This window comes from Thermotoga sp. RQ2, assembly GCF_000019625.1.
In the GTDB taxonomy this organism is placed as follows: Bacteria; Thermotogota; Thermotogae; order Thermotogales; family Thermotogaceae; genus Thermotoga; species Thermotoga maritima.
Window position 1 is genome coordinate 453,676 of record NC_010483.1, and the last position, 12,598, is coordinate 466,273.

Sequence of the window (12,598 nt, forward strand, 5' to 3'; positions counted from 1 at the left end):
GGATGAAAATAGGAGTTCTGGGTGTTCAGGGAGACGTCAGAGAACACGTGGAAGCTCTCCACAAGCTCGGAGTTGAGACCCTGATAGTGAAACTTCCAGAGCAGCTGGACATGGTGGATGGTCTCATCCTGCCTGGTGGAGAATCGACCACCATGATAAGAATTCTCAAAGAGATGGATATGGATGAAAAGTTGGTGGAAAGAATAAACAACGGCCTTCCCGTCTTTGCAACGTGTGCCGGTGTGATCCTTCTCGCAAAGCGCATCGAAAACTACTCCCAGGAAAAACTTGGAGTTTTGGACATAACCGTTGAAAGAAACGCCTACGGAAGACAGGTCGAAAGCTTTGAGACGTTTGTAGAGATACCCGCTGTAGGAAAAGATCCATTCAGAGCCATTTTCATAAGGGCTCCAAGGATCGTTGAAACAGGAAAGAATGTGGAAATTCTGGCAACTTACGATTATGACCCTGTTCTGGTGAAAGAAGGAAATATACTCGCGTGCACGTTTCACCCAGAACTCACCGACGATTTGAGACTGCACAGATACTTCCTGGAGATGGTGAAATGAAAGTGAAAATCGATCTGGAAGATGAAAAACTTCGTGAACGAATAGCCAGCATCGTTCAAGAGGTAGGTTTTTTCATAAATGAATCGGCGGATGTGATCATCACCGACGATTTGAAGGAACAGGGTCGGTGGGTGATTCTGGTCTCAAAGAACGTACCTGAGAAGATTCCGGAAGGTGTGCTGGACGTGATCGATCCACGCCTTCCGGATTTTCTGCTGAGAAGAAAATTCGAAATGATGAAAGCGTACCTGATATTCCCATCTGGTATCCTCAGCTATCTCGAAGACGAATTCGAAAAATCAAAGCGATACGGATTTCCACTTTCTGTTATCTATCTCTTTTTCGAAGATGACGGTACGGCAAGACGTGTCTATGAACTCCTTCGAGAACTTTTGAGGTCTTCTGATAGATTCGATTTCCTGAAGAGAAACGAAATAATGATCGTTCTTCCCGGAACATCGAAAGAAGGCGCGGAAAGACTCCTCAAAAGGTTGAAGAGAAAGTTCCTGAGATTGGATTGGACGAAACAGCCGATGCTTGAGTACGGAGTCGCCCAGGTCGAAGACTGGATGGAAACCGTTGAAGATCTGCTTGCATCCCTCGAATCTTCTTTGAGGAGGTTGTGAAAATCTGAGTAAAAAAGAGTGGATCAACATAATTCTGGCGCTGGCTTTTGGATTTCTCGCCGTCTTTTTTATTTTCAGGGAAGTAGATCCCGCTGAATTTTCCAGATATTTTCATTTAAAATCTCTCCTTTACATGTTCCTCCTCTGCGGAACATTTGTTTTTTCTATCGTCATAGACTCTCTCAGGATGAAGTGGCTTTACTCGTTCGTATGGAAAGAGAAGTTTCCACTGTACGATTCTTTCTTCAACAATTACATGAGTTTTGTCTTCAGTATGCTCACCCCTTTTTATTTTGGAGGACAGTTTTTCCAGACGTATCACCTCTCAAAGATGGGTTTCAAATCTGAGCACAATGTGAACGTGATTCTTTCCAGATTCGTAGAATACCTGATCTCTGTTACTGTTCTTTCGATTCTGGGCCTTGTGAGATACAGAAACCTTCTCTTCTCGAACGCACTTTTGACTTCAAAGTTGATACTTCTCGCGTACCTCATCAGCGTATCGTTCATAGCCGTTTTGATGTCTGCGCTGATAAATCCTCCTCTTATCGCACGTCTTTTTAACGCTTTCAAAAGAATAAGATGGATAGATCGACTCATCAAAAAGATCACCAAAATAGAAGATTGGGATACCAGATTTCTCGAATGGACAGAAAAATTAAAAGAAAGCGTTCAAGTACTCTGGAAAAGTGGCTTTATGTTTTTCGATTTTCCTCTCACTTTCATTTCCCTGCTTGTTCAATCTTTTGTTCTCTACCTTGCCATCTGGCTCACATCCGGAAAAATAGGTTTTCTCGACGTCACAGGCCTCTTCTATTTCCTGAGTTTGGTCGTGTTTTACATACCCACTCCTGGAGCGAGTGGAGGAGTGGAAGCGGTTTATCAGATCGTTTTTTCCAAGATTTTGAATTCTTCTGAAAAAACACTCGCCTCCATTCTCATCTGGAGGATTTCTACCTATTATCTTCCGATATTCATCGGCATTGCATTCCTCTTGATTTACCGCTATCCGAAGGAAGTGGCAAAATGAAGATCGTTCTCAGATTCAAGAAAAAAGGAATGAGGAGATTTCTCTCAACACTTGAGTCTATAAAACTCGTGGAAAGATCCATAAGGAGAGCAGATTTTCCAATCGTTTTCACGGAAGGTTTCCATCCAAAACCGAAGATGAGTTTCCTCGACGCCATGCCGGTGGGTGTGGTGAACCTCGCTTTCTACGTGGAACTCTTTGTGAAAAACATCTCAGAAAAACACATAGAGACTCTGAAAAACATCCTCCCAAAGGATTTCGCTTTAGAAAGCGCATGGATCTTCGATGGAAACATCAACGAACTGGTCAACTCGTATCGTTTCTTAGTGATCTCAGAAAAACCTGTGGATCTGGAGAAGACTATTTTGAAAAAGAACAAAAAAGTTTCGTTCAAAGAGAGTCTTCTTGATTTTGAAGTATCGAGTGGAAAAAAGTATCACATCTTCAGGTATACTCAAAAGAGGGAGAAACTGATAAACCCGTTACTCCTTGCAGAAGAAGGAACTTTTTTCTTACCCATATGTGAAGAAGCCATGACCGGGCACGGTCCTCTCTCTTCTCTCCTCGAAAGGGGTGGTACGCGTGTCTAAAAAGATTCTTCTTGTTGACGATTCAGCGGTTCTGAGAAAAATCGTTTCTTTCAATCTGAAAAAAGAAGGTTACGAAGTGATAGAAGCGGAAAACGGGCAAATAGCCCTGGAAAGACTCTCGGAATTCACACCAGACCTGATAGTTCTCGACATAATGATGCCCGTGATGGATGGATTCACCGTGTTGAAGAAGCTTCAGGAAAAAGAAGAATGGAAAAGAATTCCGGTGATAGTCCTCACGGCAAAGGGTGGTGAAGAGGACGAATCTCTGGCACTTTCCCTGGGTGCCAGAAAGGTCATGAGAAAGCCGTTCAGTCCCTCCCAGTTCATCGAGGAGGTGAAGCATCTATTAAATGAATGAAAGGGAAATTTGCGAAAGAATCGCTGAAATCTTGAATCTTGAACACGACTGTTCAAAGGGAATAGATGATCTTCTGAAGATCCTGGAGTACGAGATAAACGAATATCGAAAAAGTTTAGAAGAACAGGCCATGTTCATGGAAGCACAGATTGAAGAACTCTCGCGCTCGTACGAAGAAATATCAACTCTGCTTGAAATCTCGGAGATTTTCGGTACGTTCGAATTCCCTTTGAACTTGCAGAACAAACTGGAAAAAGTCATTCGACTCCTCAGGAACGTGATAAAATTCGAAAGCTATCTCGTTCATCTTGAAAGTGAACTGACAGTCGGGGATCTGAACAGAGAAGAAATAGAAGCGGAGATAGGAAATCCAGAAAAGACTGTTCTGATAGAACCCGGGAAATCTGAGAAATTTTCAAATCTTCTGTTTGTACCGATAAAAGGGAACAGATATTACGGATACGTGTGTTTCGCTGGAAAAGAAGACGGAGGAGTTTTTACCGCAGGTGACAGGAAAATAGCTGAGATGACGGCAAGATACATAGCGAGTGCTCTCGACAGATTGGATTTTCTCAAAAAGGAGATAGAGCGAGAAAGACTGGAAGAACAATTGAACATAGCAAGACAGATACAGACCAATCTTCTTCCCCGGAAAATTCCAGAGATTGGTTTCGTAGAAGCAGATGCCTGCTCTCAACCCGCTGTTCAAGTTGGTGGGGACTATTACGATTTCTTCGTGTCACAGGAGAAAAGATTTCTCACAGTCGTGGGTGATGTGGCAGGAAAGAGTGTACCGGCGGCTCTGCTCATGAGCGCAGTGAGGAGTTATCTGAAAGTACTGGTCACCACGTGTCCCGATCTGGAAGGACTCGTGAACAGGTTGAACTCCATTCTCTGTGAAGATATGACAAACGATCGTTTTGTAACGATGGTTTTCATAGAGATATCTCCAGATGGAACTTTGAATCTTATAAACGCAGGCCACAATCCAGTTTATTTCTTGCATAAGGGAGAGCTAGTCAAGATCGAAGCTTCCGCGATTCCAATCGGTATAACAGAGTGGGAATACAAAAAACACACCATTCACCTGAGACCTAATACGTTCGTGATATCTTACTCCGACGGATTGACAGAAGCAAGGAACGAAGCTGGTGAAGAATTCGGATACGAAAGGCTCGAAAAGATTCTAAGGGAATTTAAAGGTGAAACACCCGCTGAACTGCTTGAGACACTGAGAAAAAACGTTAAGTCGTTTATGGGAGATGCCCAGCAGCATGATGATATGACAATCGTGGTGTTAAAATATAAAGGACAGCAGGAGGTGGAATGATGTCAGGTCACAACAAGTGGGCCAATATTAAACACAGGAAAATGGCCCAGGATGCGAAGAAATCCAAGATCTTCACAAAACTGATCAGAGAAATCATCGTTGCAGCAAGGGAAGGAGGAGGAAACATAGAAACAAACCCGCGATTGAGAGCAGCAGTTGAAAGAGCAAGGGCGGAAAACATGCCCAAAGAAAACATTGAAAGAGCCATAAAAAGAGGAACGGGAGAACTCGAAGGTGTAGACTACCAGGAAGTGATCTACGAAGGATACGCACCCGGAGGAGTCGCTGTGTACATCAGAGCGCTCACAGACAACAAAAACAGAACTGCTCAGGAGCTTAGGCACCTGTTCAACAAATACGGTGGCAGTCTTGCAGAAAGCGGTTCGGTGAGCTGGATATTCGAAAGAAAGGGAGTTATCGAAATCTCGAGAGACAAGGTGAAAGACCTGGAAGAGCTCATGATGATTGCTATAGACGCGGGAGCGGAAGACATAAAAGACACAGAAGATCCGATACAGATAATCACAGCACCTGAGAATCTTTCAGAAGTGAAGAGCAAGCTGGAAGAGGCCGGTTACGAAGTGGAAGCAAAGGTAACATTCATCCCGAAAAACACGGTGAAAGTCACGGGTAAAGATGCCGAAAAAGTCCTCGAATTCCTCAACGCACTGGAAGATATGGACGACGTGCAGGAAGTGTATTCGAACTTTGAAATGGACGACAAAGAGATGGAGGAGATACTTTCCAGACTGGAAGGATAATCCTGATTTTGTTTATTCTGGCAACTGTTTCTGCATACGCTGGTTTCACCGAAGTGGGAGCAGGAGTTTATGATGAAACTCCCATAGTGGGTTTTGTACTGTCTCCTGAACTCAAAACAGATTTCATAGAAGGAAAGTTCAGATTCGATTTCTTTGCAAGTTTTTCGGAAGGGGAGCCCTCTCTCCTTCCTTTCATTTATGACAATCCTGTTTATTTCCGATTCGGAATCGATGATTTTTCGTTCGAATATCACGCACCGGCAGTTTTGAAAGCGACCTTTGTGCCGTTCAAAAAGAGCTGGAATGTGAGACTTGGTTTCATGGGTGGAATCTGGAACGGAGAAAATATTTTCTTTTTCACGGAGAAACCCGTGTTTCTCGTTTTGTCGAACGATGATAACTACCACGTTGGCCTAAACTTCAAAGTGTTCGATACAGGTCTTGAACTCTTCGTTGAAAACGAAAAGCCCGGTGTCTGGTTAGAACTTGGAAGTTTAAAAGTTGGTGTTTCGAACTGGATTGGTTTGATCTTTGAACACAAAAAAACGGTGGTTCGTTTTCTTTACGATGGAGAATTCAAACCCGGTTTGGCATTGCTGGAGGAAAATGGTTGGATCTTCATCAACAGTGACTACGTAGAAGGAAGCTGGAAGGTGGGTAGATTTCATGCAGGAGGAAAGATCGGAAAAGAAAATTGGGCCTTTCAAATTTCAGTCGAATTTTGAGTGGAAGGAATTCCCTCAGGAAGAATTCGAATGGTTCGTGAAAGAGGTTGAAAAGAGGTTCGGACTGAACCTCTCTTCTTACAAACCACAGAGGGTAAAGCGCAGAACAGAACTTCTTCTCAGAAAGTACAACGTGGGATACAGAGAGTATTTGAACATGCTCATAAAGGACAAGAAATACCTCGATGAATTCATGGATAAGATGACGATAAACGTGACAGAGTTTTTCAGAAATCCGGAAAAGTGGTGGGAACTGAGAGATGAGATCATTCCTTTGATTGCAAAAAATTCTCTGAGAATGAAGTTCTGGAGTGCGGGCTGCTCCTCTGGAGAAGAACCGTATTCTCTGGCCATCCTGGTTCACGAACTCAATCTTTCCTATAAAACACGTATTCTGGCAACGGACATCGACATCGGCGTGCTAAGAAGGGCCCAGGAAGGGATTTACGAAGAAAGGGCCTTCGTCAGTACTCCAAAGGAATACCTGGAAAAATATTTCGAGAAACTACCGGATGGAAGGTACAGGATAAAAGATTCTGTGAAGAAAATCGTGGAATTCAAAAGGCACGATCTTTTGAAGGATCCGTTCGAAAAGAACTTCGACCTGATAGTGTGTCGAAACGTGGTTATTTACTTCGAACCAGAAGCGAAAAATGAGCTTTACCGAAAGTTCGCTGAATCTCTGAAACCGGGAGGGTTCCTCTTCGTCGGAAACACCGAAAGAATTTTCAACTACAAAGAACTGGGATTTGAGATATACAAACCGTTCATCTACAGAAAGGTGGAGTAAATGACTTTTGTGATGGTTCTCACAATTGTTCTGGATCAGCTTACAAAGCGGATAGCAAGCGAGATACACGGAACTTTCTTTATAGTTCCGGGTTTTTTGAGATTCGTGAAGGCAACCAACCGAGGAATCGCACTCGGGTTGTTTAAAAATCTTTCCGAACAGCTTCTCTGGACCGTGATGTTCGTTGTTGTTTTTCTCTCCCTGCTTCCTTATATTTTCAAGTTCAGCAGGCTGGAAAGAATAGCCATGGGCTTCATTCTTGGGGGAGCTCTCGGCAACCTTCTCGACAGAATCAGATTCGGATACGTTCTTGATTTTCTGAACTTGACCTTTCTCCCAACGATATTCAACCTAGCGGATGTGTTCATCATAGTCGGAGGAGCACTTATGATACTGGGAGTTTTCAGAGGTGGAGACAATGAAAGTTTGGAGAGTCGAAAAAAGAGAAGAGGGCTGGAGACTGGATCAGTTTTTGAAGGAGAAGACACCGTCGTGGATTTCGAGATCACTGATTCAAAAAGCGATAAAAGAGGGCAAAGTGAAGGTCAACGGTCAGATTAAAAAGCCAAGTTACAAGTTGAAAGAGGGTGAAATAGTAGAGGTTGACCTCCCTGAAAAGCCGCAGGAAGCGACCGTTCAACCCGAAGAGATAGAATTGAAAGTTCTTTATGAAGATAGAGACATCGTAGTTATCGACAAACCCGGAGACATGATCGTTCATCCTGTTCCCTCCAAACTCAGCGGAACTCTCGTGAATGCCCTTCTTCATCACTGCAAAGATCTTCAGGGAGTGGGAGGAAAGCTCCGGCCGGGGATAGTTCACAGACTCGACAAAGAGACCTCCGGTGTTATAGTGGTTGCCAAGAACGACTTTGCTCATCAAAGCCTTTCGAAGCAGTTCAAAGATCGAAAGGTGAAGAAGACCTATATACTCCTAGTGAAAGGTAGAGTGAAGAGTGATGAAGGAGTTATAGACCTTCCTCTCGCAAGGCACCCCGTTCTGAGGATAAAAATGGCTGTCGTTGAAACAGGGAAGGAAGCGATCACGGAGTACAGAGTTCTGAAAAGGTTCGATGATGTTGCTACACTCGTTCTCGCCTTTCCTAAAACAGGTAGAACGCACCAGATCAGAGTACACATGAAAAGCCTTGGGCATCCGATCATGGGAGACAAAATCTACGGGAAGCCGAAAGAGGATGAGATCTTCGGAATAAAAAGGCAGATGCTTCACGCCCTGAAACTCGGTTTCTTCCACCCTCGAACGGGCAAATGGATGGAGTTCGTCTCACCTCTGCCAGAGGACTTCAAAGAAGCCATCAGAAGGATCCATGAGTACGTGAGGGAAAGATCATGATTCCATGGGTGATATCTCCCTATTCTTTCGATGGCTCAGTCGTTCGATTCGAAAAACTGGCCCTTCTCTTGAAAAGTAAGGGATTGAAATCTGTCATCCTCGCCGACAGAAACTTCCACGCCGCTGTGAAGTTCAACACGATCATGAGAAAACACGGCCTGATACCGGTTCACGGCCTCTGGAAAGGCGGCAGAATCTTCGTCGCGAGAAACAGAGAGGAATTCGACAGACTGGTCAGGTACTACAGTGGAGAAACGCATGAACTCGAAGACATACCTGTTTTCCACGAAAGCGAACTCACACCTGTAAGATATCTCGATGTCTATGAAAAAAAGGCAAGCATCTTCATGAGAAAAGTCTTCGGACTCGACGAAGACGTTCAGGGTTTTCCAGAAAAATGTGAAGATGTGGCCGACATTCTGAACGCAGAAGCCTACGATCTCAGAGTGAATCACAGATTCCCCACTCCCCCAAAGGGTTGGAACGAATCACTCATAAAAAAGGCAGAACCATTGGGTGAAGAGTACATTAGCCGTCTGAAAAGAGAACTCGAGGTGATAAAAAGAAAGGGTTTCACCCCGTACATCTACACGGTGGAAAAAGTGGTAGAGATCGCAAAGAAAATGGGCATAAAAGTTGGGCCTGGAAGAGGAAGTGCGGTTGGTTCCCTCGTTGCATACCTGTGCGGAATAACAGAGGTAGATCCAATAAAATACGACCTTCTCTTCGAACGCTTCTTGAACGAAGAAAGGCAGGAACCCCCCGATATAGATGTGGATGTGGAAGACAGGAGAAGAAAAGACCTGATAAAGGAATTATCAAAGTCTTTTCAAGTCTATCAGGTTTCAACCTTTGGAAACCTCACAGAGAAATCTCTGAAAAACCTCATAAACTCCGTTCTTCCAGATGCGTCTCTTGAAGAGAAAAACGAAATCTACAAAACCGTTTACGGACTGCCGCACCACCCCAGTGTTCACGCCGCGGGAGTCGTGATCTCAGAAAACCCCCTGCCGTTGCCTACAAGAATGGAAGAAGATATCCCAATAACGGACTACGACATGTACGATCTTCAAGAAATAGGTGTTGTGAAGATCGATATACTGGGTCTTAAAACACTCTCGTTCATAAAGGATTTCAAAAAAGAGATTTTCGATTACTCTGATGAAAAAACGTATCATCTCATCTCCAAGGGAAAAACTCTCGGTGTGTTTCAGCTCGAAGGTCTCCAGGCAAGAAAACTATGCAGAAGAATCTCTCCCAGAAACATGGACGAACTCTCCATTCTCCTTGCCCTCAACAGACCTGGTCCATTGAGGTCTGGCCTGGATGTTATGTTTTCGAATCCGAAGAACGTTCCCGAGTTTTTCAGGAAGACGTTTCCAGAGACAAGAGGGGTTCTGATCTATCAGGAACAGATCATGCGACTCGCCATGTTCGCGGGTCTCTCAGGCACCGAAGCGGATATTTTGAGAAGGGCCATTGCAAAGAAAGAAAGAGAAAAAATGGAACCTCTCCTTGAAAAGATGAAAAAAGGCCTTCTTGAAAAAGGTATGGAGAACGCAGAACAGATCCTCGAGATCCTCCTGAACTTTTCCTCCTATGCCTTCAACAAGTCTCACAGCGTCGCATACGCCCACATCACATACCAGACGGCATATTTGAAAGTCCATCATCTTGAAGAATTCTTCAAGCTCTACTTCGCGTACAATTCTTCAGACACCGAAAAGATCTTCCTTGCCGTTCAGGAACTGAGAAGCGAAGGATACAGAGTACATCCTCCAGATATCAACACCTCTGGAAAAGAACTGGTCTTTCACGGTAAAGACGTTTACCTTCCCCTGACGGTTGTGAAAGGAGTGGGAGCAACCCTGGTTGAACAAATCGAAAAAATCAGGCCGATCAACAGTGTGAGAGAACTTCAGGAAAGGGTAACCGGAGTTCCGAGAAACGTTGTGGAAAACCTGATCACAGCAGGCGCCTTCGACAAACTTTATGAAAACAGAAAACTGGCACTGGAAGAACTGAACAAAAAGGTTGAGAAAGATATTCTTGAGATTCGAAGCCTCTTCGGAGAAAAGGTGGAGCAGGAAAGCTCAACCGTCAAAATAGGAGACATCACCGAGCTCGAGGAAAAGAGCATGGGATTCCCGTTGACACCCGTTCATGAAGTTCCCACAGGACTCTTTGCCCGTATAGCCGATGTCTTCACGTATGGTAGGATCCTTCCTGTGCTCGTCAAAAGAGTTTCGAGAAACATCGTGACGGATGGCCTTTCCGTTTGCCGTCTGAGAACAGACGTTCCCGATGGTGTTCACCTTGTGCTCCTCTCTCCCCTTCAGAAGATCATCAAAATCTGGCCCTTCAACGAAAACACCAGGTTCGTGTACAGAGTGGATCCCACCGCGATGCTGGAAAAGGCCGGTCAAAACGAGATAACGGAAGTCCTTAAAAACGGGGCTGTTGTAAGGTATGAAGGCTACCGACCTCTAACGGATGAATATCGCTACAGAATCGTTCCCCGATAGGCACAGTATGCTATAATTCAAATATAGTAAGGAGTCATCACATTTTTGGAAAGGGGGTTTCGCTATGAAGAAACTGTTTGTGCTGTTTCTGGCAGTCCTATCAGTTCTGGTACTGGCCGAAGTGAAAAACCCGGACACCATAATCGACGCCACCATTGGAGAACCCGACACTCTCGACCCACACTACGCCTACGACACAGCAAGTGGTGAAGTTATCTACAACGTGTACGAGAACCTGATCGCCTACAAAGGAGAGAGCCTCAAAGAATTCGAACCACGCCTTGCAGAAAGATGGGAAATTCTGGACGACGGGAAAACTTACAAGTTCTACATCAGAAAAGGTGTGAAGTTCCACGAAGGAGGAGATCTCACACCAGAAGACGTGGAATACAGCTTTGAGAGAGGCCTCATCTTCGATCCAACAGCGGGTCCTATGTGGATGCTCTGGGAAGCCCTGTTCGGTGTGGATTCACTGGAAACTTTCGTTGAGGAAAAGATCGGTAAGCCTTACAGCGAACTCTTCGACGAAAACGGTGAACCGCTTCCAGAGTACAGAGACGCTCTCATAAAGATCTACACGGATTACATCGATCCCACCATTGAAGTTGAAGGTGACGCCGTTGTGTTCCACCTCGTGAGACCCTTCGCACCGTTCATGTACATACTCGCCCAGAGCGCCAGCTGGAGTGCTGTCCTCGACAAAGAGTGGTGTATAGAGATAGGATGCTGGGACGGAAGAGCCGATACCTGGTGGAAGTATCACGATATCAGAAAAGAAGATTCTCCTCTCTACGCGAGAATGAACGGAACTGGACCCTTCAAATTCGTCGAATGGGACAGAGCTCAGCAGAAAGTCATCCTCGAGCGAAACGACAACTACTGGAGAGAACCCGCGAAGATCAAAAGAGTTATCATCTGGGGAATCGACGAGTGGAGCACAAGAAGGGCGATGTTCCTTCAGGGAGACGCCGATATCTGTGCTGTCCCAACCCAGTACCTCGAGCAGGTGGAAGGAAAACCCGGTGTCACCGTTATAAAGGGACTTCCTGAACTTGCAATAACATCCCTTCACTTCGCGTGGAGCGTTCCCGAAGACAGCAAGTACATAGGCTCTGGAAAACTCGACGGAAACGGAATACCACCCGATTTCTTCACTGATGAAAACGTGAGAAAAGCCTTCATCTACGCGTTCGACTACGACACATTCATAAACGAAGTGCTCAAAGGTCTTGGTAGAAAGATACCAACAGACCTTCCAGAAGGACTCCTCGGATTCAACGAAGAGCTGCTGAACGATCCAGACGCTCCACACTTCGATATTGTGAAAGCAACGGAGTACTTCCAGAAAGCGTGGAACGGTGAGGTCTGGAAGAAAGGATTCAAGATCACGTTGCTTTACAACACCGGTAACGATGTGAGAAGAGCAGCCGCAGAAATGCTGAAGGCATACATCGAGATGATCAATCCGAAGTTCAAGGTCGAAGTGAGAGGCGTTCAGTGGCCTACGTATCTCGACGCAACCAAGAGAGGAGAAGTGCCTGTCTTCATCATAGGATGGCTCGCAGATTATCCGGATCCTCACAACTTCATCTTCACATACTACCATAGTGCAGGAGTTTACTCTGGAAGACAGGGTGAGAACTTCAGGAAGTTCATTTCCACACCACATCCCGACCTTGGTGGTAGAAGCCTCGACGAGCTCATAGAAGAAGCGATCGCGAAGACCGATCCCGCAGAAAGACAGGCACTCTACGAAGAGATCCAGAGGTTCGCAATGAAGCACGCCCTTGGTATGCCTCTCTACCAGCCGCTCGGTGTGAGAGTCCAGAGAAGCTGGGTCAAAGGATGGTACTACAATCCAATGAGACCTGGTGACGACTACTACGTGCTCTGGAAAGCAGAAGAGTAAAAAATAAAAGGGGCTCCTTTCGGAGCCC

General features: G+C 45.1%; 13 protein-coding genes. All 13 read left to right on the forward strand.

Annotation, left to right across the window (positions count from 1 at the left end):
* The first annotated feature begins 2 nt into the window (after positions 1–2).
* Positions 3–569, forward strand: coding sequence for a pyridoxal 5'-phosphate synthase glutaminase subunit PdxT (gene pdxT, locus TRQ2_RS02370; protein ID WP_012310556.1), 567 nt, complete (start codon positions 3–5; stop codon positions 567–569).
* Positions 566–1,195, forward strand: a complete 630-nt coding sequence (locus tag TRQ2_RS02375; protein WP_012310557.1) for a diguanylate cyclase — start codon at positions 566–568, stop codon at positions 1,193–1,195. Before pdxT ends, TRQ2_RS02375 begins: the two co-directional genes overlap by 4 nt.
* 40 nt (positions 1,196–1,235) lie before the next feature.
* Positions 1,236–2,225, forward strand: coding sequence for a YbhN family protein (locus tag TRQ2_RS02380; protein WP_083758353.1), 990 nt, complete (start codon positions 1,236–1,238; stop codon positions 2,223–2,225).
* Entirely contained in the window at positions 2,222–2,815 is a 594-nt protein-coding gene (locus tag TRQ2_RS02385; RefSeq protein WP_012310559.1) for a TIGR03936 family radical SAM-associated protein, read from the forward strand. Before TRQ2_RS02380 ends, TRQ2_RS02385 begins: the two co-directional genes overlap by 4 nt.
* Positions 2,808–3,176, forward strand: a complete 369-nt coding sequence (locus TRQ2_RS02390) for a response regulator (RefSeq protein WP_012310560.1) — start codon at positions 2,808–2,810, stop codon at positions 3,174–3,176. The genes TRQ2_RS02385 and TRQ2_RS02390 overlap by 8 nt, the downstream gene beginning before the upstream one ends.
* On the forward strand, positions 3,169–4,506 hold the full coding sequence (locus tag TRQ2_RS02395) for a PP2C family protein-serine/threonine phosphatase (RefSeq protein ID WP_012310561.1): 1,338 nt from the start codon (positions 3,169–3,171) through the stop codon (positions 4,504–4,506). Before TRQ2_RS02390 ends, TRQ2_RS02395 begins: the two co-directional genes overlap by 8 nt.
* A complete protein-coding gene (locus TRQ2_RS02400) occupies positions 4,506–5,267 on the forward strand; it encodes a YebC/PmpR family DNA-binding transcriptional regulator (protein WP_012310562.1) in 762 nt (253 codons plus the stop codon). Before TRQ2_RS02395 ends, TRQ2_RS02400 begins: the two co-directional genes overlap by 1 nt.
* 8 nt (positions 5,268–5,275) lie before the next feature.
* Positions 5,276–5,992: a hypothetical protein gene (locus TRQ2_RS02405; protein WP_012310563.1), complete on the forward strand. Its 717-nt coding sequence runs from the start codon at positions 5,276–5,278 to the stop codon at positions 5,990–5,992.
* A complete protein-coding gene (locus TRQ2_RS02410) occupies positions 5,934–6,782 on the forward strand; it encodes a protein-glutamate O-methyltransferase CheR (RefSeq protein WP_012310564.1) in 849 nt (282 codons plus the stop codon). The genes TRQ2_RS02405 and TRQ2_RS02410 overlap by 59 nt, the downstream gene beginning before the upstream one ends.
* Positions 6,783–7,343: a signal peptidase II gene (gene lspA, locus TRQ2_RS09950; protein ID WP_012310565.1), complete on the forward strand. Its 561-nt coding sequence runs from the start codon at positions 6,783–6,785 to the stop codon at positions 7,341–7,343.
* Entirely contained in the window at positions 7,255–8,136 is an 882-nt protein-coding gene (locus TRQ2_RS02415; protein WP_238514476.1) for an RluA family pseudouridine synthase, read from the forward strand. Before lspA ends, TRQ2_RS02415 begins: the two co-directional genes overlap by 89 nt.
* Entirely contained in the window at positions 8,133–10,661 is a 2,529-nt protein-coding gene (locus TRQ2_RS02420; protein ID WP_012310567.1) for a DNA polymerase III subunit alpha, read from the forward strand. Before TRQ2_RS02415 ends, TRQ2_RS02420 begins: the two co-directional genes overlap by 4 nt.
* A 64-nt stretch (positions 10,662–10,725) precedes the next feature.
* On the forward strand, positions 10,726–12,570 hold the full coding sequence (locus tag TRQ2_RS02425; protein ID WP_012310568.1) for an ABC transporter substrate-binding protein: 1,845 nt from the start codon (positions 10,726–10,728) through the stop codon (positions 12,568–12,570).
* Positions 12,571–12,598: the final 28 nt, after the last annotated feature.